Origin of the sequence: Streptomyces mauvecolor, assembly GCF_039532965.1 — a bacterium.
GTDB classification, from domain to species: Bacteria; Actinomycetota; Actinomycetes; order Streptomycetales; family Streptomycetaceae; genus Streptomyces; species Streptomyces violascens.
Genome location: NZ_BAAASQ010000018.1, coordinates 187,402 through 208,522, shown reverse-complemented (window position 1 = coordinate 208,522; position 21,121 = coordinate 187,402). Strand labels below are relative to the sequence as shown.

General features: G+C 71.5%; 20 protein-coding genes, 1 tRNA gene and 1 pseudogene. 13 read left to right on the top strand and 9 right to left on the bottom strand.

Annotated features, from left to right (window positions below):
- Window positions 1-100 precede the first annotated feature (100 nt).
- The 3 genes from ABD346_RS23970 to ABD346_RS23960 all read left to right on the top strand — a co-directional run bounded on the left by ABD346_RS23970 (window position 101) and on the right by ABD346_RS23960 (window position 3,216).
- A complete protein-coding gene (locus ABD346_RS23970) occupies window positions 101-1,777 on the top strand; it encodes an alkaline phosphatase D family protein (RefSeq protein ID WP_344377532.1) in 1,677 nt (558 codons plus the stop codon).
- An 82-nt stretch (window positions 1,778-1,859) separates the two neighbouring features.
- Window positions 1,860-2,318 (top strand): DoxX family protein, encoded by a 459-nt coding sequence (locus tag ABD346_RS23965; protein ID WP_344377531.1) that lies wholly within the window; start codon window positions 1,860-1,862, stop codon window positions 2,316-2,318.
- A gap of 271 nt (window positions 2,319-2,589) precedes the next feature.
- On the top strand, window positions 2,590-3,216 hold the full coding sequence (locus ABD346_RS23960) for a DedA family protein (RefSeq protein WP_344377530.1): 627 nt from the start codon (window positions 2,590-2,592) through the stop codon (window positions 3,214-3,216).
- Window positions 3,217-3,274: 58 nt separating this feature from the next.
- Here the strand turns inward: ABD346_RS23960 and ABD346_RS23955 are convergent, their stop codons facing one another.
- On the bottom strand, window positions 3,275-3,505 hold the full coding sequence (locus ABD346_RS23955; RefSeq protein WP_344377528.1) for a DUF2277 domain-containing protein: 231 nt from the start codon (window positions 3,503-3,505) through the stop codon (window positions 3,275-3,277).
- 109 nt (window positions 3,506-3,614) lie between these two features.
- Here ABD346_RS23955 and ABD346_RS23950 point away from each other — a divergent pair, with 109 nt between their 5' ends.
- Window positions 3,615-4,028 carry an RNA-binding S4 domain-containing protein gene (locus tag ABD346_RS23950; protein WP_344377527.1) on the top strand — a complete coding sequence of 138 codons (414 nt, stop codon included), beginning with the start codon at window positions 3,615-3,617 and terminating at the stop codon, window positions 4,026-4,028.
- A 299-nt stretch (window positions 4,029-4,327) separates the two neighbouring features.
- A complete protein-coding gene (locus ABD346_RS23945; protein ID WP_344377524.1) occupies window positions 4,328-4,591 on the top strand; it encodes a hypothetical protein in 264 nt (87 codons plus the stop codon).
- A gap of 23 nt (window positions 4,592-4,614) precedes the next feature.
- Here the strand turns inward: ABD346_RS23945 and corA are convergent, their stop codons facing one another.
- Together corA and ABD346_RS23935 are read right to left on the bottom strand one after the other, a co-directional pair.
- Window positions 4,615-5,700, bottom strand: coding sequence for a magnesium/cobalt transporter CorA (gene corA, locus ABD346_RS23940; protein ID WP_344377702.1), 1,086 nt, complete (start codon window positions 5,698-5,700; stop codon window positions 4,615-4,617).
- A gap of 225 nt (window positions 5,701-5,925) precedes the next feature.
- Window positions 5,926-6,489 (bottom strand): DUF1990 domain-containing protein, encoded by a 564-nt coding sequence (locus tag ABD346_RS23935; RefSeq protein WP_344377523.1) that lies wholly within the window; start codon window positions 6,487-6,489, stop codon window positions 5,926-5,928.
- 445 nt (window positions 6,490-6,934) lie between these two features.
- Between ABD346_RS23935 and ABD346_RS23930 the strand changes: the two genes are divergently transcribed.
- The 3 genes and pseudogenes from ABD346_RS23930 to ABD346_RS23920 all read left to right on the top strand — a co-directional run bounded on the left by ABD346_RS23930 (window position 6,935) and on the right by ABD346_RS23920 (window position 9,622).
- Window positions 6,935-7,675, top strand: a complete 741-nt coding sequence (locus tag ABD346_RS23930) for a DUF6879 family protein (RefSeq protein ID WP_344377521.1) — start codon at window positions 6,935-6,937, stop codon at window positions 7,673-7,675.
- Window positions 7,672-7,810: pseudogene (locus tag ABD346_RS23925) on the top strand (helix-turn-helix domain-containing protein); the annotation flags it as partial. The gene ABD346_RS23930 and the pseudogene ABD346_RS23925, both read left to right, overlap by 4 nt.
- Before the next feature lie 948 nt (window positions 7,811-8,758).
- The gene (locus ABD346_RS23920; protein ID WP_344377520.1) at window positions 8,759-9,622 is read left to right on the top strand and encodes a nuclease-related domain-containing protein; all 864 of its coding nucleotides are present in this window, start codon (window positions 8,759-8,761) and stop codon (window positions 9,620-9,622) included.
- A 210-nt stretch (window positions 9,623-9,832) separates the two neighbouring features.
- Here ABD346_RS23920 and ABD346_RS23915 read toward each other — a convergent pair.
- Window positions 9,833-9,907: transfer RNA gene (locus tag ABD346_RS23915), tRNA-Val, on the bottom strand.
- A 165-nt stretch (window positions 9,908-10,072) separates the two neighbouring features.
- Here ABD346_RS23915 and ABD346_RS23910 point away from each other — a divergent pair.
- From ABD346_RS23910 to ABD346_RS23890, 5 genes are all read left to right on the top strand, one after another.
- On the top strand, window positions 10,073-10,831 hold the full coding sequence (locus ABD346_RS23910) for a DUF4097 family beta strand repeat-containing protein (RefSeq protein ID WP_344377518.1): 759 nt from the start codon (window positions 10,073-10,075) through the stop codon (window positions 10,829-10,831).
- A gap of 150 nt (window positions 10,832-10,981) precedes the next feature.
- Window positions 10,982-12,343 carry a coiled-coil domain-containing protein gene (locus ABD346_RS23905; RefSeq protein ID WP_344377517.1) on the top strand — a complete coding sequence of 454 codons (1,362 nt, stop codon included), beginning with the start codon at window positions 10,982-10,984 and terminating at the stop codon, window positions 12,341-12,343.
- A gap of 214 nt (window positions 12,344-12,557) precedes the next feature.
- Window positions 12,558-13,073, top strand: a complete 516-nt coding sequence (locus tag ABD346_RS23900; protein ID WP_344377516.1) for a DUF4383 domain-containing protein — start codon at window positions 12,558-12,560, stop codon at window positions 13,071-13,073.
- Window positions 13,074-13,256: 183 nt separating this feature from the next.
- Window positions 13,257-13,943, top strand: a complete 687-nt coding sequence (locus ABD346_RS23895; RefSeq protein ID WP_344377514.1) for a FadR/GntR family transcriptional regulator — start codon at window positions 13,257-13,259, stop codon at window positions 13,941-13,943.
- 109 nt (window positions 13,944-14,052) lie between these two features.
- Window positions 14,053-14,988, top strand: a complete 936-nt coding sequence (locus ABD346_RS23890) for a sugar kinase (RefSeq protein ID WP_344377513.1) — start codon at window positions 14,053-14,055, stop codon at window positions 14,986-14,988.
- A 298-nt stretch (window positions 14,989-15,286) separates the two neighbouring features.
- On the opposite strand, the gene ABD346_RS23885 is transcribed toward ABD346_RS23890, so the two are convergent.
- The 5 genes from ABD346_RS23885 to ABD346_RS23865 form a co-directional block, all read right to left on the bottom strand.
- Entirely contained in the window at window positions 15,287-15,499 is a 213-nt protein-coding gene (locus ABD346_RS23885; protein WP_344377512.1) for an FmdB family zinc ribbon protein, read from the bottom strand.
- A gap of 382 nt (window positions 15,500-15,881) precedes the next feature.
- The gene (locus ABD346_RS23880) at window positions 15,882-16,544 is read right to left on the bottom strand and encodes an O-methyltransferase (RefSeq protein ID WP_344377509.1); all 663 of its coding nucleotides are present in this window, start codon (window positions 16,542-16,544) and stop codon (window positions 15,882-15,884) included.
- Window positions 16,545-16,557: 13 nt separating this feature from the next.
- Window positions 16,558-17,370: an HAD family hydrolase gene (locus ABD346_RS23875; RefSeq protein ID WP_344377508.1), complete on the bottom strand. Its 813-nt coding sequence runs from the start codon at window positions 17,368-17,370 to the stop codon at window positions 16,558-16,560.
- The gene (locus ABD346_RS23870) at window positions 17,367-19,808 is read right to left on the bottom strand and encodes a phosphoribosyltransferase (protein WP_344377506.1); all 2,442 of its coding nucleotides are present in this window, start codon (window positions 19,806-19,808) and stop codon (window positions 17,367-17,369) included. The genes ABD346_RS23875 and ABD346_RS23870 overlap by 4 nt, the downstream gene beginning before the upstream one ends.
- Before the next feature lie 79 nt (window positions 19,809-19,887).
- Window positions 19,888-21,051: an HpcH/HpaI aldolase/citrate lyase family protein gene (locus ABD346_RS23865; RefSeq protein ID WP_344377505.1), complete on the bottom strand. Its 1,164-nt coding sequence runs from the start codon at window positions 21,049-21,051 to the stop codon at window positions 19,888-19,890.
- Window positions 21,052-21,121: the final 70 nt, after the last annotated feature.

The window sequence follows — 21,121 nt, the reverse complement described above, 5'->3', positions numbered from 1 at the left end:
CCCTGACCTCAACTGCCCCGGATTCGGAGGCCGTTGAAACCTGTCGTACCCCTCCGTCGTTCCGTACCGTACGAACGACCGGCGACGGAGGGGGCACCACATGGCCGGGCTTCGCCTGGGGCCGCTGCTGCGGTACGTGGATCAGCGAGGGGCCGCCACGGTCTGGGCCGAGGCCGACCGGCCGTGCACGGTCCGGGTGCGCTGCGCCGACGGCACCACGGGCTCCGCACGTACGTTCCAGATCGCCGGGCACCACTACGCGCTGGTCCCGCTGGCCGGGCTGACGCCGGGCACGGCCACCGCGTACGAGGTGCTGCTCGACGGGCGGCCGGTCTGGCCACAGCCGGACTCCCTCTTCCCGCCGAGCACCATCGCGGTCCCGGCGGACGGGTCCGCGCTCCGTGTCACCTTCGGGTCGTGCCGGCGCGCGCCCGAGACCGGCGGCACGGACGCGCTGGACGCGCTCGCGGCGGGCCTGGCGGCCGATCCGGAGGCCGAGCGGCCCGACGTGCTGCTGCTCCTCGGCGACCAGGTGTACGCGGACAGCGTCTCGGCGGAGACCCGCCGCTGGCTCGGCGCGCGCCGGGACCTGCGGGACGCGCCGGGCGCCCAGGTCGCGGACTACGAGGAGTACACCCGGCTGTACTACGAGTCCTGGCTCGACCCCGAGGTGCGCTGGCTCCTGTCGACCGTCCCGAGCTGCCACATCTTCGACGACCACGACGTGATCGACGACTGGAACACCAGCGCCGCCTGGCTCGCCGGGATGCGCGCCACGCCCTGGTGGCAGGAGCGGCTGATCAGCGGCCTGATGTCGTACTGGGTCCACCAGCACCTGGGCAACCTCTCCCCCGCCGAGCTCGCCGCCGACCCGCTGTACGCGGCGGTGCGGGGCACTCCGGACGGCACGGAGGCGCTGCGCTCCTTCGCCGCGTCGGCCGACGCGGACCCGGCGGCCGTGCGCTGGAGCTACCGGCGCGACTTCGGCCGCACCCGGCTGCTGATGGTGGACAGCCGGGCGGCCCGCGTCCTGGACGAGGAGCGGCGGGCGATCCTCGACGAGGGCGAGGCGCGGTGGCTCCAGGAGCAGCTGCCGGCGCCGGGCGCCTGCGACCACCTTCTGATCGGGACCTCGCTGCCGTGGCTCCTTCCGCCGCTCATCCATGACGCGGAGGGCTGGGACGCGGCTCTGTGCGCGGGTTCGCGGGGCCCGCGCTGGGCGCGGATCGGCGAGAAACTGCGGCGCCGGGCCGACCTGGAGCACTGGGCCGCCTTCCCCGCATCGTTCGGGCTCCTCGGCGAGCTGATCGTCCGCGCGGGGTCGGGACCCGGCGCGCCCGCCACCGTCGCCGTCCTGTCGGGTGACGTGCACCACGCCTACGTGGCGGAGCCCTTCTGGCCAAATTCCGCGCCCCAACCCACCGCGCGTGTCGCCCAGTTGACGTGTTCGCCGGTCCACAACTCCGTTCCGGCCCCCGTGCGGGCCGGATTCCGCTTCGGGTGGAGCCGTTTCGGACGCCGGCTCGGGCGCGCACTGTCCCGGCACGGCAGGGTGGTTCGGCCACCGGTCGACTGGCGCAGAACCGGTGGACCATGGTTCGGCAATCAGCTCATGACCCTTACGCTGCACGGCCGTTCCGCACGCCTGCGGCTCGATCAGGCGCGCCGCGCGAGAGTCCTGCGAATTGGTCCAGTCCAACTGAAAACCATCTTGGACCGGCCACTGACCCTCGACGCCACACCTGGCTCAATTCACCCGATGGAAACAAGACATTAAGAATGTTGAACTTGCAAGCACTAGTGAGGGCTGCCTAACCTGTGGATCCCATCGGTCACGTCCCCAACCGAAGGAGCCCCCCATGGCTTCCCCCACGCTCGATACCGAGCGCGCGCGTCCCTACGCGCTCGCCCTGTTCCGCATCGTCATCGGCCTCCTCTTCGCCTGCCACGGCGCGGCCTCCCTGTTCGGCGTCTTCGGCGGCGCGATGGGCGGCGGCTCGATCCCCGCGGGCACCTGGCCCGGCTGGTACGCCGCGGTGATCCAGCTCGTCGGCGGCATCCTGGTTCTGACGGGACTCTTCACCCGCCCGGCGGCCCTTGTCTCGTCCGGCTCGATGGCGTACGCGTACTTCAGCGTCCACCAGTCCAACGCGCTGCTCCCGCTGCAGAACGGCGGCGAGGCCTCCGCGATGTACTGCTGGGCGTTCCTGCTGCTCGTCTTCACCGGTCCCGGAGCGCTCGCGCTCGACCAGCTCCTCGGCGCCCGCCGCACCGCCCGGCCGGCCTCCGACACCCAGCGCGAGACCGTCACCGCCTGAGGCTCACGCACCCAACGCCCGCCCCGCTGCCCGGAGTTCAGCCGCCGAACTCCGGGCAGCGGCATGCCGTCCCCCGTCGCCCTCACGGTGGCCACCCCCCGCGGTCACGGCCCGCTCGAACCTCCCTGTGCCGCAACACCACCCACCCCTGGAAGAAACGCACAAGAACCCCGGCGTACGCTGTACGGCTGTACCGCCGCCCCTGCCGCTTCCCCGCGACACCGCGGTATTCCGGGTCCCGGGGAACCGACGAAGCCGCAGAGGAGCGAACGTGCTGGAGAGTGTGGGGGCGCTGACGTCCAGCCCCTGGATCTACGCCGTGGTCACGCTCTCCGTGCTGCTCGACGTGTTCCTTCCCGTGCTGCCCAGCGGTGTGCTCGTGATCACGGCGGCGACCACGGCGGCCGGGTCCGCCGGAGCGGGAGCCGCCACCCAGACCGCGCACGCCGATCTGTTCGCCCTCGCCGCGTGCGCGGCGACCGCGTCCGTGCTCGGCGACCTCATCGCGTACCGCCTCGCGCGGCGCGGCGGGGCCCGCCTGGAGCGCGCGATCGCCCGCTCCCGCCGCCTGACCCGGGCGCAGGAACGACTCGGCATCGCGCTCAGCCGGGGCGGCGGCGGCCTTGTCGTCATCGCGCGCTTCGCCCCCGCCGGGCGCTCCGTCGTCTCGCTGGGCGCGGGCGCGGCGCACCGCAGGATCCGAGAGTTCCTGCCCTGGTCCGCGCTGGCGGGCGTGGCCTGGGCGACGTACAGCGTGGGGCTCGGCTACTTCGGCGGGCAGTGGCTGGGCGCGACCTGGCTGGGCACGGCGGTGTCGGTGCTCGCCCTGTTCGCGGCGGGCGGCCTCGCGGCGTACGTCATGAAGCGCCCGGAACCGGCGCCGGCCTCGGCGTCCTGACGAGAGCGCGGCCCGAGCCCGGCGGCTCCTCCGCGCCCCGGCACGCACACCGCCCGGGCTACGCGGGCTTCCTCGCGGCGGCTCCCCGCACCTCAAGACCGGCCAGCAGCTCGCGCGTGGCCTCGGCTATCTCGTCGACCGCGCGCTCGAACACTTCCCGGTTGTGCGCGGCGGGCGCCCGGAAGCCGGACACCTTGCGTACGTACTGCAGGGCGGCGGCCCTGATGTCGTCGTCGGTGGCCTCCTCCGGCATGGCCGGCGGCCTCAGCGTCTTGATACTTCTGCACATGCCCCCAGTGTGACCGACACCACTGACAACGGCCCCGGCCCGCCCACCCTGCTGGTCCAGGTCCGAAATGCGCGAGGTTTCGCCGGGCCATCCGTCTAGAGTCGGAGGCATGGCGGAAGCAGCGAACGGCACCAGCACCGGCCCCGTACGCGTCGACAGCTGGATCTGGTCGGTCCGGCTGACGAAGACGCGCTCCCAGGCGGGCACGGCCTGCCGGGCCGGCCACGTCCAGGTCAACGGCGAGCGTGTGAAGGCCGCCCACCAGGTCAAGGTGGGCGACGAGGTGCGGCTGCGCATGGACGGCAGGGAGCGCATCGTCAAGGTCGTCACGCTGCTGCGCAAGCGGGTCGGCGCCCCGGTCGCGGTCGAGGCGTACATCGACAACAGCCCGCCGCCGCCCGCCCGCGCGGACGCCCTCGCGGCCGGCGTACGGGACCGGGGTCTCGGCCGTCCGACCAAGCGCGACCGGCGCGAGATGGAGCGCCTGCGCGGCCTCTCGGAAAGCCGCCGCGCGGCGGGCTGAGGACGGCTGAGGGCACGGCCGGGGTTCTGACGGATGGCGCCGGGGTGCCTCACGGACGACGGCCCGGATTCCCCGCGAAGGGCTCCGGAGTGCCTCACGGACGACGGCCGGGATTCCCCGCGAAGGGCTCCGGAGTGCTTCACGGATGACGGCCGGAATTCTCCGCGAAGGGCGGTCGGGGTTCTCCGCCGATTAACTCAGGGGCCAACTTCCCCTGTTCCGGAGTAGCTTGGTGGCTTGAACCGGGGGTCAGGGGAAGCCCCCGATCCGTCCCTCAAGGACCCACCATGATCCTCTGGATGATCCTTCTCGCTCTGATCCTGTACGGATTCGGCCTCAGCCTCGGCAGCATCATCTTCTGGGTGGCCGTCGTGGCCGTACTGCTCACCGTCTCGCGACGCCCCGGCGGCGGTCCGGCCGCCGGCTCGGGCGGCGGAGGCGGCGGGGCCGGCCGCATGGACTCCGACTACCGCGCCTACCGTGCCCGCCGGGACCGGATGGACCGCTGGGAGCGCCGCTACCGGCGCGAACGCCAGGGCCTGTTCTCCCGCCACCGCGACTGACCGAGCGGCGCAACGGCTGACTGCTACAGCCAGCCGTTGCGCCGAAACCCCCGATAAATGACGAAACAGGCCGCCGCCATGAGCCCGAGCGCCATGAAGTAGCCGTAACGCCAGTGCAGTTCGGGCATGTTGTCGAAGTTCATGCCGTAGATGCCGCACACCATGGTCGGCACGGCGACGATGGCCGCCCATGCGGTGATCTTCCGCATGTCCTCGTTCTGGGCCACCGTGACCTGGGCGAGGTGGGCCTGGAGGATGGAGTCGAGCAGTCCGTCGAAGGCGCAGATCTGTTCGGTGGTACGGAGCAGGTGGTCGGCGACGTCGCGGAAGTACGGCCTGACCTCCGGGGCGATCGAGGGCACCGCTTCACCGGCGAGCTTCTGCAGCGGCCGGTCCAGCGGGGCCACCGCCCGCTTCAGTTCCAGGAGTTCGCGCTTGAGCTGGTAGATCCGGCCCGCGTCGCCGCGTCCGGCGTTCTCGGCGAACACGGCCGTCTCGACCGCGTCCATGTCGCTCTGCATCGCGTCGGCGACGGCGAGGTACTCGTCGACGACGTGGTCGGCGATGGCGTGCAGCACCGCGGAGGGCCCCTTGGCGAGCTGCTCGCGCTCCTGCTCCAGCTCCTCCCGCAGCGGGCCGAGCGAGCCGTGCATGCCGTGCCGCACGGTGATGACGAAGTCGGCTCCCGTGAACACCATCAGCTCGCCGGTGTCCACCACCTCGCTGCTGGCGGTGAGCTCCTCGTGCTCGACGTACCGGCAGGTCTTGAAGACCGAGAACAGGCTGTCGTCGTACGGCACGACCTTGGGGCGCTGGTGTGCGGTCACCGCGTCCTCGACGGCCAGCGGGTGCAGCCCGAACAGCTCGGCGAGCCCGGCGAACTCCTCCTGGGTCGGCTCGTGCAGCCCGACCCACACGAAGGCCCCGTCGCCCAGTTTGCGCACCCGCCGCAGCGCCTCGTCGACGGGGCAGTCGTCCTTCTGCCGCACTCCGCCGGCGTACACCGCACAGTTGACGACGGCGCTCCCCAGGGGCGAGCGCGCCGGATGGCTGAGGTCGACGGTCCGCCGGTAGGCGCGGCGCACCGCCCTCCGCAGATTCCGCATCATCGCCACGACCAGCTTCCCTTCCCCAGCCCCATCACCATCACCGAACGAGCGGCCAGTGTGCCACCGTCTCCTGTACGCACTCCGCGGGAGGCGCCTTTGCCTGGGAGGCGCCTCGCCCGGGAGGCACCTTGTCCGGGAGGCACCTTGTCCGGGAGGCACCTCCCTCGGCAGTCGTCCCCCCGGGAATCGGCAGGCCCCCTCCCTCGGAGACGAGGCGGGCCGCGCCTACGTTCCCCGGCGGGCGGCGGCGGCCACGGACAGGCAGTAGCGCCGAGTGGCCAGATCCTGGAGCAGCCGCGTGAGGGGCCCGCCGAGCCGGGAGTACCAGCGAGCCGGCCGCGAGAAGGCGGCGACTTCGAACCAGACGACTCCATCGGGGTCACGCCCCACGACGAACGACTCCTCACCGCACTCGGGGTGCCCGGGCAGGGTGCCGTAGGCGAATCCGATGCGTTCGGCGGCCCGTACGGTCCACACGACGCGGCACGGGATGGCGAGGCGAGGGACCGGCAGCCTCGGCAGCCGCAGAACGACGAGCGCGGTCGCGCCGGGCACGGCGGGCCCGTCGGGGTACACCCCGAACCCGGCCCCGCGCTGCGCGCCCCACGCGAGCACGTGCGCCCCGGCCCACTCGAAGACGTCCTGCCCGTACCCGACGAGGATCCGCCGCCGAAAGGTCCGGTATCCGCCGGGCAGCACGGCGCCTTCCGTCGCCCCGACCTCGGCGTAACTGGGCTCCGAGGCGAGGGCATGCCGATGGGCCGCTCGCAGACTCCGCTTCACACCCATGCCCAGGCCCTCACTCCCTCACCACGCACCAGAAACACACGGCACCGCACCCGAACCAACAGGCCCCGGGCGCCCCGTGAATCCGCCGGGACCTCATCACGCACAGGGGTTACGTTTCAGCCAACCACAGGCGTAATCTCAGCCATCCGGCGGAGTCCTCCCCGCTCCTGACCCGCCGGAACTCCGGCGCCGAGCGCATCCCCGAGCGCGCTGCGGCCCCGGCCGAGAAGCCCCGTCCGCACCCCGACGGGGCTTCCCGCTGAACGCGGGTGCCCCCATGTTGTCGCGGGTCCCGGCAGGCCGCCATGTCCGGCCCCGCCGCACTGGGATGGCGCGCAACCCGCTGCCGAGTGCTTCCCTTCGCAATCTGCCGCACTCGCCGAGCGGGGCGGGGGTGGTGCGCCGCATCCTGGTTGCTCGACCAGCGCATATGGAGGGCGGCCACATGACGCTCCGTTTCATGGGAACCACCAGCGACGACGGCGACTGCCCCACCCTGTACGAAATCGAAGGGACCGACAATGTACTGGTCCAAGGGGAGCGGGTGACCGACCCAGAGCATCTGGCGCGGCTGCGCGACGTGAAGGAGTCCGAGACATTCGTCGTGGTCCCCCGGAACCTCCTCACGCGCTATGCCCCGAGGGAAGCCGCAGCCGAGCTGGTCCTCTTCACAGAAGTGACCCACCTCTTCAGGGACTTCAAGCACATGGCATGGCGCCTTGAGACGCGCCGCGGATACGCCTCCGACCTCCAGGGCGCAAAGTGGCAGCGCTGGCAGGCGGGCGAGGACATCGCCGCCGAGCCGTTCGACGCCTGGCGCATCAACGTCCGCGAACAGACCGAGCGGGGCAAGCGGTTCGAGCGAGTACGCGTGGTCGACGTCCCGCCGACCGAAGGTCAGCGGTACCTCCTCGCCTCCGGGCTCGGCAATGTCGCCGCGGGCAAGGACATCCGCAACCTCCCCCGGACAGAGGCCGAGAAGCTCGGCCTGCCCGACCGGGACTTCTGGCTCTTCGACTCCCGCATCCTGGTCCGCCTGGTCTTCGACGACCAGGACACCACCCTCGGCGTCTTCGTCAGCGAAGACCCCGCCGAAGTCCTCGCCACCTGCCAGGCCCGCGACAAGGCCTGGCATCACGCCGTACGTACCGAGAAGTTCCAGAGGCGGGTACGTTCCACGACGTGACCACGGACTTCCAGAACGCAAGGCTCGCCCTCGGCGCGCGGCTGCGCGAGCTGCGCACCGGGGCAGGCCTGGACGGCAAGGGGATCGCCGAACGGCTCGGCTGGCAGCTCCAAGGTGTCCCGCCTGGAACTCGGGACTTTGAGGTCTGGCCTCGTCCCTATCAGGTCGATCACGGGGAACCACCGACATCGGTCAATCCACTACGTGCCTCGGACAGCAGGCCGCTGGAGTTCGGCCCTGACCGATGTCGTTCGTGGCTGTTGGTGTCAGGCGCTGATGTCAAGCTCGGAGACGGTCTTGACGTGGCCCGCTTCACCTATCAGCAGCGGAATCGTGGCGCTTCGTTGCCCGGACTCGGTCGATGATGAGCCCCATAAGCCCTGCAAGGAAACAGAGCGCCCCCACGCCCAGGCCCACCCGTAGCAACAAGGGTCGGCCGTGGCTCATTGCGCGGGCGCCTGCCCATGCCGATCCGGCCGCGAGTCCCACGGCCTGTAGCCACCATTGATCCTTCTTCGTGTCTTTCATGTCCCCCCAACGCGAGACACGATGATCTCACCTCAACCCACCACTCTCCCCAGCTCCCATCTCGTCTGCCGTCGCCCCACACGCATGTGGAGCGGGCGTGGTTCATGGCGTCCAGGTGGAGCGCGCCACTGTACGAACGACCTGGACGCCAGGGGCCGCATCTGCTCGGCTCTGCCTGGGTCGACGGTGGACGGGTGGGAGTCCCCACACTCGCCACAATGTGCCCGCGGCCGGGAACAGGGCCCCCTCCCACCCGGTGCCGGCCGATCCCCCGCCGGAGGCATCGTCTGTGACTGTGGGACGCAGAGGTCCGGGTGATCGACTCATGGCCTCCGGGGTCTATCCACAGTGGGCGGGCGTCGGCGCGGCCGGGGCGGAGCGGGCCGGAGGCAGGAGCGGCGCCCCGAGCGGAGCCGGAAAGCCCGCCTGGCGGAGCGAAGCGCAGCCGGGTGCTTGACGAAGTAGGGAAAGTTCCACCACGCACGTCGTCTTGTGGGGACAGGCCCGGGCTGTTGCCATGTTGGTGGGGTGGCACACCGACGCCGGGGGGCTTGCGTGAGCGATCTGAAGATCACCGTGTGGAAGCGGTACGGGCATGATCGGCTGTATGTGAACCTGCCGAACGGGGTCGCCGTCGCATTCCTCGACCGGCACACCGGCAAGGTCACCATCCTGAGGGCGGAGTATCGAACTGCCGCCACTGAGGCTCTCGTTCAGTACCTTCCTGCTGCCGAGCCCGCTCCTCCCCCACCCCGGTCTTCGGCACCACCTCGTCCCAAGGTGCATCCTCTGCCAGAGCTCAGTCGGGAGGACGACCTCGCTCTATGGCCGCCGGGCAAGGCTCTGCGGGACAAGCTCCGTAGCGAGGGACCTGGCCCTGCGAAGCGCTTCGTGAACCTGCTGCTGCGCCGCAAGACCGAATGGGACTCCTGGCGCAAGGGGCTGGCCGGCGAAAAGCGGGTAGGTCGGGAGCTGCGCCGATTATCCGGTGACGGCTGGCTCGTGCTGCACTCCGTACCTCTGCCGCGGAAGGTCGATATTGACCATCTCCTCATCGGGCCCGGCGGAGTGTTCAGCATCAACACCAAGCGGCATCCGGACAAGGATGTCTGGGTCGGTGACGACATGGTCAAGGTCAATCACGGCAAGCCTCAGCCGTACCTACGAAAGAGCCGTGCCGAAGCCAGGCGCGTGCAGCGGGTGCTGGAGCGCTACTGCGACTTCGAGGTCCCGGTGACACCGGTCCTGGTGTTCGTCGACATCCGTCACCTGGACAAGGTCGCCACCTTGCTCGACGTCCGGGTCTATGAGGAGCGGGCTGTATCCGCGCTCGGCCCTCTCACGGGTGTGTTCCAGCCTGAACAGGTACGGCAGCTGTACGAAGCCGCCCGTCGCAAGGCGATATGGGAGAACGCCTGAGGCCACCCGGAGTCAGCTCGCGTCGCTGAGGCCTCGGCCGTCGTGGGTGCGAACGTACAGCCCGCTGTCGCGCAGCGCGAAGCCGTCAGCCATACGACCCCGGCTGCTCAGGAGGCGGCCCGAGCGTGGATGACCATAAACGTTGATGTCGTCGGACCAGGATGTCAAAGGCCCCCCGCCATGATCGGCGAGGGGCCTTCGCAAAACATCTGGTGGGCGTGGACGGTTTCGAACCGCCGACATCTGCTTTGTAAGAGCAGCGCTCTACCCCTGAGCTACACACCCGTGGATGAGGGAACAGCGTACATGGCCCATGGGGTGCCGCCGCAAACCCGATCCGGGGTGGGGCTAGCACCACTCCCGATCCGGTCGCGGGCTCCAGTGCGCGAGAGGCGTGCCGGTTCGTACCGTGGGGCACGGGCATCGCCACGTCACCGGGGGAAGATCACCATGGCATTTCGCTGTCGCACCGCGCTGTTCGCCGCCGTCGGGACCGGGGTGCTCTGTCTCGGTCTCGCGGGGTGCGGGAGTTCGGATGCCTCGGACGCTCCCGTCGAGCACAAGAGCTTCGCCTTCGGGGGCAAAGCGCTGACCATCGATGCCGGGCACTCCACCCTCGTCGTTGCGCCCGCCGACGTAACAGACGTCCAGGTCTCTCGGCAGGTCGACGGGTGGGTCGTGTTCGGGAACGGGCCCGATGCCGACTGGGAGCTCAGCGGCGGCACGCTCAGGCTCGGTGTGAAGTGCAGCGGGGTGATCAAGAACTGCGGTGCCCGGCACGAGGTGAAGGTCCCGCGCGGGGTCGCGGTCACCGTGCGCAACGACGACGGGCGCGTCGAGGCGAGCGGGTTCGACACCCCGCTGGTCATCGCCTGCGACAACGGGCGGATCAGCGTCAAGGACTCCTCCGGGCCGCTGGACCTGACGTCCAGGGAGGGACGGATCGACGGGCAGGGGATCCGGGCCAAGAACGTGCGGGCCGGTTCGGACAACGGCCGGGTGGCGCTCGCCTTCGCCGCCGTGCCGGACAGCGTGGTGGCCACCAGCAACGACGGACGGGTCGACCTGGCCGTACCGAAGGACACGTACAAGGTCGCCGCCCGCGCCGACAACGGCCGCGTCGATGTCACCGTGGGCCGCTCCGATTCCAGTACGCATGTGCTCACCGTGCGGAGCGACGACGGGCGGGTGAGCGTCCACGACAGCTGACCCCTTGATGACGCGACAGCTGAGCTGAACCGTCCCGGCTGAGAACGGGACCCGAGATCGGAGGGGGAATCATGAACTAACCGGCCGGTGTGTTCGTCCTTACCTGGTGGGAGAATGGACCAGCAGGGCGACACAGCACGGGAGAGGGATGTGACGGCGACACACGCGCGGCCGTACAGCAGAGCGGGTGCCACCGTCCGGGACGTGCTGGTGCTCATCGCGCTCCCCGTCGTCCTCGGGGCCGCGGTGCTGCCAGGCGCCTTCGCCGGAGGCGGTACGCGCCGCTGGTTCGGCGGGCGCGGCGAGAGCCTGCGCGCCGACGCCCAGGCGGCCAAGGACGCGGCGGCTGCCGCGTTCTACGAGCTCGACACCGCCCAGCGCGATCTGCGGATCTCCATCGAGACGATCACAGCCGTGGACAGTTCGCCCGGCGCCCGCCGCGCCGTCGACGACTTCGCGGCTCTGGGGCGCCGTATCGACGAGGTCTCCAACCAGTACATCAACGCCGTCGACGCCCACGACCTGGACCGGGACGACCTCGACGCCTCCGTCGCCTCGCGGGCCCGGGCCGAGCTGACCGCCGCCAAGGACGAACTGGTCCGCGTGAAGGGCGAGCTCGACCGCTTCGAGCAGAGCCTGCGGCCCCTCCTCGACACCGCCGAGACCCAGCTCGCCCGGCTCGCCCCCGCCGTCGAGCGCGCCCGGCACGCGCTGCTCGGTGCCAGTACCGCGCTGGATGCCGTACGGGCCTCGGGCCTGCGCGCCGACGAGCTCGCGGCGCGGCTCGCCTCGCTCGGGCCCGAGCTGACCAAGCTCAACGAGGGCGCCGGGCGGCACGGCGTGCCCGAGACGCTCCAGCGCGCCGACCGGGTGCTGCGCGACGCCGAGGCCGTACGGGCCGAGGCCGAGCAGCTGCCCGCGAAGGCCGCCGAGATCGACCGCCGGCTCGTATCCCTGCGCACCCGCGCCCAGGCGCTCACCACCCGGGCCGGCGGGGTCGACCCGGTGCTCAGCGAGCTGCGCCGCCGCTTCGCCGCCGCCTGCTGGCAGGACCTCCAGCAGGTGCCCGAGCAGGCCGCCGTCTCCGTACGGCAGGCGGAGGAGAAGCTCAAGGAGGCGGCCAAGGCGCGCGATGAGCAGCGCTGGGCGGATGCGACGTCGCGGCTCAGTACGGTGCGGGCGCTGCTCAACTCCACGGACGAGGCGGTCTCGGCCGCCGGCGACCGGCTGCAGAAGCTCAACGCCGTCGCGAAGGACCCGCAACAGGAGATCCAGCGCACCCGGTTCGCGATCCGCGACGCCCAGCGCCTGGCGATGTCGGGGCGCAACACCCCCGACCCCCGTCACGCCAGGCCCCTGGACGATTCGGTGGCCCGCCTGGAGCGGGCGATCGCCACGCTGGAGGGCCGGCACCCGGACTACTGGCACTTCCTGACGGAGACGGACGCCGTGCGGCGGACCGTGGCGGATGTGGTGTCCCGCATTCGGGAGGAGCTCGGGCACGGGGCGTGAGCGCTCCGCGGGGGGCGGATAGTCGGATGCCCTTGTTCGGCTGCGGGCCCGTTGTGGCTGGTCGGCCCCGCGCGGGGGAGCCGCACAATGGAACAGCCCCGCGCCCCTGGCAGGGTGCGGCAGCCGGCCCCCTTGAGTTGATAGGGGCCGTCACCCGGCGGATGCTGGTGTACGTACGCCCTGCGTGCCTCGCGATAGGGATGAGGAGGGCCCCATGGCCACCCACACGATCTCGCAGCGCCTCAATCACAGCCGGGTCTCGCTCAACGAGCATCTGCCGGTCGACCACCGCCTCAACCGCGTCTACCGCTTCGGCGCCGGGGTGATGGGGGTCGTCCTGCTGGTCTTCGGCATTCTCGGGCTGGTCCATCAGATCGGGTTCTTCGACACCGGCGGTGACCGGGTCGCCGGGCTGAACACCAACGGCGCGCTGAGCGTGCTGTCCATCGTCGTCGGTGTGCTGCTCCTGTACGGGATGGTCAAGGGCGGCAACTTCGCCTCGACGCTCAACATCACGCTCGGCATCCTGTTCCTGATCAGCGGCTTCGTGAACCTCGCGCTGCTCGACACCACGCACAATTTCCTGGCCTTCAAGATGCAGAACGTGCTGTTCAGCTTCGTGGTCGGGCTGCTTCTGATGGTGTTCGGGATGTACGGGCGGGTCACCGGCTTCCTGCCGCACGACAACCCGTACTGGAAGGCCCGCCACGAGCACGCCGACGATCTTTGAGCCGGTTGCGCGGGGCGGAGGCCACGCCCGGGATGCCTGAAGGCTCCCGGGCGCAGCCGTGCCAGCCGCGCGACGTGCGGGCGCGATTAATTGGTAATTAATTAGCACTTGTGCAACTCTTTACCTCGCCAAGGGTAAACATTGACCGGCGTCCAGGTCGGGCCGAGCGAGGGAGTGCGCCACGTGAGCGAGGCCGCCTACATCGGGCGCGGTGTCCACCGGACCGCCGTCGAGAGCTTGGCCCTGAAGATCTTCGACGGTACGTACGACGAGGGTGACACCCTCGAACTCCCCGCACTCATGGCCGAGTTGGGGGTCAGCCAGACCGTGCTGCGCGAGGCCGTCAAGGTGCTCACCGCGAAGGGGCTGCTCGACGCGCGCCAGAAGCGGGGCACGTTCGTACGGCCCCGCGTCGACTGGAATCTGCTCGACAGCGACGTCCTGCGCTGGAAGCTGGCCGCCGGGGCGCCGCACGACTTCTTCGCAGACGTCCTCGAACTGCGCCGCGCGATCGAGTCGGCCGCCGCCTCGCTCGCCGCCGAGCACCGTACGGAAGAGGATCTGGCCGCTCTGGACGGCGCGCTCGACTCCATGCGGGCGGCCGGGAGGGATCCGGTACTCGCCGTGCGGGCCGACACCTCCTTCCACACCGCGCTCCTGGGCGCCTCGCACAACCGGTTCTTCATCCAGCTGCGCCGGGTGATCGTGCCCGCGCTCGTGGCGCGGGGCCGGCACGGGCGCACCCACGGGCACGAGGACCCGGTACCGGCGCACGCCGAGGTCGTCCGCTCCGTACGGGAGGGCGATGTGGACGGCGCGTACATGGCCGTGCTCGAACTCCTCGACCTGTCCCTGCGCGACCATCCGTGATCCCGAGGGGCCCGGTCCTCACGACCCCGGCTCCCACGAACCCGAACTCTGCGAACCCGGTCCCTACGAGCCCGAGAGGAACCCCCATGGACTGCGAGGCGGCCCGCGCATGAGCGTCTTCACCTTCGGCGAGACGACGATCGCGCTGCGCGGCAGCGGGCCGCTCCGGCTCGGCGGGTCCATGGACGTCTCGATCGCCGGGGCCGAGTCCGGTGTGGCCATCGGTCTGGCCCGGCTCGGGCACGAGGTGCGCTGGGCGGGCGCGGTCGGCGACGACGAGGCGGGCGAGCTCGTGCTGCGTACGCTGCGGGCCGAGGGCGTCGACGTGTCGGCCGCCTCCCGCGACTCCGGGGCGCCGACCGGGCTGGTCCTCTTCGAGCCGCGGCTGCCCGAGCTGACCCGGGTGCACCATTACCGGGCCGGGTCGGCCGGGTCCCGTATCACCGCGTGCTCGGTCGCCGAGGCCTTCTCGGCGGCGCCGCCCAGGGTGCTGTACCTGACCGGGGTCACCCCGGCGCTCAGCCGCACCGCCCGCTCGGCCGCGTGCCTGGCCCTCCAGCTGGCGGCCGAACACTCGACGCTGGTCTGCCTGGACGTCAACTACCAGGCTGAGCTGTGGAGTTCCGGCGAGGCGGGCGAGGTGATGCGGGAGTGGGCGCCGAAGGCGGACGTCCTCATCGCCTCGGACGACGAGCTCGCGCTCTGCCTGCCTTCGGGCGTCCCTGACGACGCCGGACTGCGGGCGAAGGAGTTGCTCGCGCTCGGCGTCGGCGAGGTCGTGGTGAGGCGAGGGGCGGCCGGGGCGACGGCGTACTCGGTGCAGGGGCGGGTTCACCGCCCTGCCCTCGCCGTACGGGCCGTGGGATCGGCCGACGCGGACGCCTTTGTGGCGGGGTATCTGTCGGCGCTGCTCGACGGGTCCACCACCGCGGCCCGGCTGGAGCGCGCGACGGCGGCCCGGGCCTTCGCGGGGGCCTCGCGCGGGGGCTGGGAGGGCGCCCCGGGCCGGTCCGAGCCGGCCCGGCTCGGACCGGGCATGCGCTGAGCCTTTCAGACCCCTCCGGGTCGGCTCCGCGGCGGCGGCCCGGCCCGGAGGTCTGCCCCCTGGGGCCGGAGGTGGACGGACCTCCGGCCCCAGGCGCTTCGCTCCGCGAGGGGGGCGGGTGTTTGAGTACGGGCAGTCCCCCGCGCCCCCAGCGGGACCTGCCCCGAGCCCGGTCAGCGCTCGGCGGGGTGCGGCTGTTCGTCCGCGGGCCGACTGTGGCTTGTCGCGCTGTTCCCCGCGCCCCACAGGATCCGCCCCGAGCCCACCCAACCCTCCGCGGGATGCGCCCACAGGCTCGCTAGCCGCAGCAGCCGCCTCCGCAACAGCCGCCGCCACCGGCGGACGGGGCGGGGCCGGACTTGGCGGAGCCTCCTACGGCCACCGTGGAGAGCAGCTTCACCGTGTCGGCGTGGCCTGCCGGGCAGGTTGCCGGAGAGGAGGACTCGGCCATCGGGCGGCTGAGCTCGAACGTGTCGTCGCAGGGGCGGCAGCGGTATTCATAGCGAGGCATGGCCCCAGACTAAGCGGGCTTGAGGAACTCCGACGCGCCCACCGCCCACCCCGCAGGGGCGCGGGGAAGTGCGCGCCCGGCCGCAGGCGGCCCGCCGACGAATCCTCGCGCCCAGGAAACCGCACCTTCGAGACAGGCGCGCGGAAGCCTCCCTGAAGGGGCGCGGGGAACTGCGCGCTCAGCCCGCGGCGACCCGCAGAGCGCTGGGCGAGCGTACGCAAACGCCCCTCGGGGGCGCGGGGCTGTGCCACTGTGCGGCTCCGCCGCGTCGGCGCGACCAGCCACAATCCGCCCGCGGCCGGACACCCCGTGGAACGCCGCGTGGGCGCCGCCAACCGCAACCGGCCCGCACACGAACAAGCCCCCCCCCCGCCCAGGGGAACTACCTCCGCCGCGAAAGAGTCAGGCCGTCCGCCACAGTCAGCATCACGCTGTCCATCCGCTCATCCGCGGCGACATGCTCGTTGAACGCCCGGATCGCCGCGGGCGCTCCTCCCGGCGCCTCCGGGTCGAGGACCCGGCCGTGGTACAGCACGTTGTCCGTGGCGATGACCCCGCCCGGGCGCAGGCGTGGCACCAACTCCTCCCAGTACGCGATGTAGCTGCCCTTGTCCGCGTCCAGGTACGCGAAGTCGATGTGGGGGTCGAGGGGCATCGCTCGCAGGGTGTCGAGGGCCGGGGCGATCCGGAGCTCGATGCGGTCGGCCACGCCCGCCTTCGCCCAGGCCTCCTTGCCGTACGCCGTCCACTCCTCGGAGACGTCGCAGGCGATCAGCTTGCCGTCGGCCGGGAGCGCCTGCGCCATGGCCAGGGCCGAGAAGCCGGTGAAGGTGCCCACCTCCACGACGTGGCGGGCGTTCACCAGGCGTACCAGGAAGGCGAGGAGCGGGCCCTGCTCCTCGGCCGACTGCATGCCCGCGTGGTCCGGGAGGCGGTCGTACGTCGTCTTCACCAGCTCCCGCTGCACCGCGTCCAGCGGCGGGTTGTGGGCCAGCATGTACGCGTACAACTCGTCAGTGATTTTGGTGCTGTTTCCCTTGGTCATGCGGCGACCGTACTCAATTCCGGGCGCCGAGGAAGCGGCGCAGGATCTCCTCGCCCGCCAACACCCCGCACTCGGCGAGGGCTTCCGTGCCCGGCGACCGCCAGCCCGTCTCGGCGAGTTCGCCGTGGCCCGGGCGCCAGCCGTGGTCGGCGGCGAGCAGCAGGTCGGCGTCGAGGAGGGAGTCCCCGGCGGCCAGGGTGAGTGCGGCCCCGGTACGGCGGGCGACCTCGCGGACCGCCGCGCTCTTGGTGAGCGGCTTGGGCACGGCGTAGATCTTGCGGCCCTGGAGCGAGACCGTCCAGCCGCGCGGCTGGGCCCAGGCCGCGAGCTCCTTCACCCACTCCTCGGGCAGCAGCTCCCGCTCGACGACGAGGTACGCGAAGAGGTCCTCGGCGACCCGCTCCTTGCGGAGCCAGCCCGGGTCGGCGACCGCCCGCAGGTGGGCCCGCACCTCGTCGAGGGAGGCGCACTCGGCGGCGATGCGGCCGGTCACCTCACGCGCCCAGTCCGGGTCGGACACCCCGTTCACGAGCAGGTGCCCGCCGTTGGCGCAGATCGCGAACTCCGAGGGCGCGCCCGGGAGTTGGATGCGCTGGTACTGCTTGCGCGTGCGGGTCGTGGTCGGCACGAACACGGTGGCCGACTTCAGCTCGGCGAGCAGCCGCGCCGCGTCTTCGGTGACGTACGAGAGGGGCTTGTGCTCGTGCACCTCGACGCAGAGCAGGCGCGGCGCCCGGTGGTCCGGCATGGTCAGCGCGAGGGCGGCCGCCGAATAGATCAGCGTGCGGTCGAGGTCGCTGGCGACCAGCGTCACAGGGGTGCTCACTTGGCCGCCACCGCCTTGCCGTCGGCGCCGGTCGCGCCCCGCGTGTACTGGGGGTGGATCAGGCCGACGCAGCTGTACGGCAGGCCGTCCACCTCCTCGACCGGCACGCCGCGCTGTTCGGCGAGCAGCCTGACGTGGTCGAGGTCGGCCCCGGCGCCCCGGCCGGCGAGGATCTTCCACGGAACCCGGCGGAGCAGCACCCGGGTGGTCTCGCCGACGCCGGGCTTGACCAGGTTGACGTCGTGGATGCCGTACTCCTCGCTGATCCGCTCGACGGCCGCCCAGCCCTCCCAGCTCGGCGTGCGGTCCGCGTCCCGCAGGGCCTTGGCCTCGCGGTCCACGTCGGCCGCGACCTCGTCGAAGCGGGCGGCGACGGCGTCGAGGAAGTCGCCCGACACGTCGGCGCCGGCCAGCTCGCGGTAGAACTTGGCGCCGTGGAAGTCGCCGGGGCCGATCAGGTCCTGGCGGAGGACGGTGCGCGAAATCAGCCCGGACACAGTCGAGTTGAGGCAGGCCGACGGGATCAGGAAGTCTTCTCGGGTGCCGTACGTCCGCACGCAGGACCCGGGGTCGGCGAGCACCGCGATCTCCGGGTCGAAGCCCTCGAACTCGGGGAACTCCCGTATGGCCGCGGCCAGTTCGCGGGTGATGGCGCCCTTGCCCGTCCAGCCGTCGACGAACACGACGTCGGCCGGGTCGTGGTGGGCGGCGAGCCAGCGCAGCGCGTTCGGGTCGATGCCCCGGCCGCGCACGATCGACACCGCGTAGTGCGGCAGGTCGAGACCGTGGCGGTGCTGTGCCCAGCGGCGCATCAGCACGCCGACGGGGGTGCCGGCGCGGGCCAGCGAGACCAGCACGGGGCGCGGCGACCGCTCGGCGAGGACGGTCTCGGTGACCACTCCGACGGCCTGCGCGATCCGGTGCGCCGAAGCGTCGAGCGCGGCACGGAACAGCTCCTGGTACTGCGGGCTCGGCTGGTACTCGACCGGCAGCGACTCCGCGTAGTGCGCCCCGCCGCTCTGGATGGCCTCCTCGCGCTCCTCGGTGGGGGCTTCGAGCTCCACCCCGGACAGGTCCTTGAGCAGCCAGCCGACCTCGTCGGGAGCGTAGGAGGAGAAGGCGGGTCCGCGGAGGGGTTCGGGCAGCGGCTCGGGCATGGGGGCACCTCCGGGTACGTACGAGGGCAGCACGGCGAGCACGACGTGCGGTATGTGGGCCGCGAGCTGGGCCAACAGGCCGTCGGGGGCGTGCAGTTGGGGGGTGTCGGCGGCCGAGTCGACAACGGCTATGACCGCGTCGAAGCCATGGCCGGCGACGTTGTACGCGTACCGCTCGCCGGGCCCGTCGGCCGGGTCGTCGTGTGCGGGGAAGGCGAGGCGGGTGCGTATGGCGTACCCGGGGTCGTCCACGGCGAGCACGGGCGAGCGGGTGGTGGTGGAGTAGCGCACCTCGGCGCCGCCGCGCTCTTCGAGGGCGACGGCGAGGCGGAGCGGCGCGTACATCAGCTCCTCGAAGCCGAGGACGAGGACGCGGGGCCTGTCGGGGGCGGTGGCGCCCACCGCGTCGGCAAGGCGGGCCGCCATTTCCGGCAGGGCCGCCTCCAGCTCGGCCCGGTGGGCCGGGGTGAACCCGTGCCGCCCGCCGTCGGGAAGGCTCGCGGGCCAGGGCAGGTCGACGCGGTGTGCGCAGCCCGGGGATGGAGCGCCGCTCCTGCAAAGCGGCTGTCCCTGGCCACTCGCCTCGAACTCCTCCACCAGCGCCCGCCCCTTCTCCAGCACCCCCTCCGGCAGCCGTACCGTCCCCGACGCCGAGGCGATCAGGTCGACGCGGGCACCTGTCTCCGCCGCGAAAGCGGTCAGGCGGTCGCGGTCCTGCGGGGAGCGCATGTCGACCAGGGCGACGATCACGTAGTGGTCGCGCGGATAGCGCGCGTGCAGGTCGCGAATCGTGTTCAGGACCGTGTTGCCGGTCGAGAACTCGTCGTCGACCAGGACCAACGGGCCCTGCCCGGCGAGGAGTCGGGGGTCCTCGGGCAGCAGCAGGTGGGAGGTGGCGTGGGAGTGGGACTCCTCGAAGCCGCCCGCCGTCGCCACGCCGTCCACCGGGCGGCGGGTCGAGTGGAGGAAGGGGGCGAGGGCGAGGCCGTCCGCGACCGAGTGGCCGAGGCCCGTCGCGGTCTCGGCGTACCCGAGCACCACGGCCCGCGCGGCCGCCTCCGCACCAAGCAACTCCCTTACCCGCAGCCCGAGTTCGTACCCCGTGCGCCACACCACGGTGGGGCTCTGCGGCACGTGCTTGCCCAGGACGTTCGAGACAAGGAGATGGGCGCGCTTCGGGTTGCGGCGCAGGGCGAGCCCGAGCAGACCGCTCAGTCCCTCGTCCCCGACGAGCTCGACTCCGAGCCGCTCGGCGACCCATGTTCCCGACCACTCAACCACGTTGCTGTGTCTCTCTGTTCGTTCGCACTGATCGTTCGTACTCGTCGCGTGCTCGTCGTTCGTGCCGGTGGTTCGTACGTCAGCCGGCCAGGCCGGCCGTGAGCAGGTCCACGAAGCCGACGTCCTCGGCGGCGACGCCGAACACCTCGGCCCGCAGCAGGGTGCGCTCGGCCCAGGCCCGGTGCGGCTTCACCTCGTTCATCTTGTTCGTGTACGCCGAGCGCAGCACCCCGCCGCCGCCCCGCTCGGGCCGCAGAATGTCCTGGGCGTCGCTGAACTCCTCGTGGCTGACCACCGACAGGGCGTGGACCGGCACCACGTGCGAGGGGTGGATGCAGGTCTTGCCTAGCAGGCCGTTGGCCCGGTCGAGCTCGATCTCGCGGAGCAGCCCGTCCAGATCGTGCTCGATGAGCGCGGTGCGCAGCTCCTCGGCGCGTCCTTCGAGGAAGGGGCTGCGGCGCAGCTGGGGCTTGAACATCCGCTCCTGGACGCGGAAGTACTCCCATACGGGCCCGGTGATGGTGAAGCCGCTGCCGTCGGCCCGGCCGAGCACGTTCACCACGTCCGCGATGACTCCGGCCACGATCTGCACGTCGTACGCCGTCATGTCGGGCGAGCGGCGAAGGCCGTAGGTGGAGCAGAAGTCGGTGACGCCGAGGCGCAGCGCGAGGATGCGGTCGCGGTACTTCTCCACCGTGCGCGCGATTCCGGCCAGGGTTTCGGCCCGGGTCTCCAGGTGGAGCAGCTGGGGCGATTCGAGGACGGGCATGGCGAAGAGGCGGCGGCCGCTCGCGGACTCGGCGGCGGTGAGCGCCTCCAGGAAGTCGATGCCCCGCTCCTCGGTGAACTTCGGCAGGACGAAGCCGCAGAGCAGGCGAGCGGAGTCGCCGAGGCGGTGCACGAGGTCGGGGATCTGGAGAGGCTCGCGGACCCGCACGAAGAGGAGGGGGACCTCTTCGCCACGGGCGTCGAGATCGGCGAACTGGCGGACCAGATTGGCCTCCGCGGCCACCACTTCGGCGTCGTCGATCGAGTCCTCCAGGCAGAGCACCATGGACACGACACCGCGGCCGACCTGTTTCAGGACGTCGTCGGCGAGGGTGGGCCGGGTCGCCGGGCTGTACAGGGTGGCGCCGAGGGCGGCCGACAGCACGCGTGCGGACGAGCCCGCGGTGAACTCGCAGGGCTCACGATGGAAGAGGTTCTTCCGTGCAGCCGGCGGGACGTGCCCGAAATGCCGCATATACATCCCCCGTACTGCCGGACGGCCGAGAATTTGGGTGGCCGGTAATAGTACGTAGGAACACGTGTCA

What these genes read in the sequence shown, in the direction of transcription:
- ABD346_RS23910 (WP_344377518.1), top strand. Translation starts at nt 10,073, where the DNA reads ATGGCATTTCGCTGTCGCACCGCGCTGTTCGCCGCCGTCGGGACCGGG.
- ABD346_RS23930 (WP_344377521.1), top strand. Translation starts at nt 6,935, where the DNA reads ATGACGCTCCGTTTCATGGGAACCACCAGCGACGACGGCGACTGCCCC.
- ABD346_RS23900 (WP_344377516.1), top strand. Translation starts at nt 12,558, where the DNA reads ATGGCCACCCACACGATCTCGCAGCGCCTCAATCACAGCCGGGTCTCG.
- ABD346_RS23865 (WP_344377505.1), bottom strand. Translation starts at nt 21,051, where the DNA reads ATGCGGCATTTCGGGCACGTCCCGCCGGCTGCACGGAAGAACCTCTTC.
- ABD346_RS23945 (WP_344377524.1), top strand. Translation starts at nt 4,328, where the DNA reads ATGATCCTTCTCGCTCTGATCCTGTACGGATTCGGCCTCAGCCTCGGC.
- ABD346_RS23950 (WP_344377527.1), top strand. Translation starts at nt 3,615, where the DNA reads ATGGCGGAAGCAGCGAACGGCACCAGCACCGGCCCCGTACGCGTCGAC.
- ABD346_RS23935 (WP_344377523.1), bottom strand. Translation starts at nt 6,489, where the DNA reads ATGGGTGTGAAGCGGAGTCTGCGAGCGGCCCATCGGCATGCCCTCGCC.
- corA (WP_344377702.1), bottom strand. Translation starts at nt 5,700, where the DNA reads ATGATGCGGAATCTGCGGAGGGCGGTGCGCCGCGCCTACCGGCGGACC.
- ABD346_RS23880 (WP_344377509.1), bottom strand. Translation starts at nt 16,544, where the DNA reads ATGACCAAGGGAAACAGCACCAAAATCACTGACGAGTTGTACGCGTAC.
- ABD346_RS23955 (WP_344377528.1), bottom strand. Translation starts at nt 3,505, where the DNA reads ATGTGCAGAAGTATCAAGACGCTGAGGCCGCCGGCCATGCCGGAGGAG.
- ABD346_RS23885 (WP_344377512.1), bottom strand. Translation starts at nt 15,499, where the DNA reads ATGCCTCGCTATGAATACCGCTGCCGCCCCTGCGACGACACGTTCGAG.
- ABD346_RS23970 (WP_344377532.1), top strand. Translation starts at nt 101, where the DNA reads ATGGCCGGGCTTCGCCTGGGGCCGCTGCTGCGGTACGTGGATCAGCGA.
- ABD346_RS23890 (WP_344377513.1), top strand. Translation starts at nt 14,053, where the DNA reads ATGAGCGTCTTCACCTTCGGCGAGACGACGATCGCGCTGCGCGGCAGC.
- ABD346_RS23965 (WP_344377531.1), top strand. Translation starts at nt 1,860, where the DNA reads ATGGCTTCCCCCACGCTCGATACCGAGCGCGCGCGTCCCTACGCGCTC.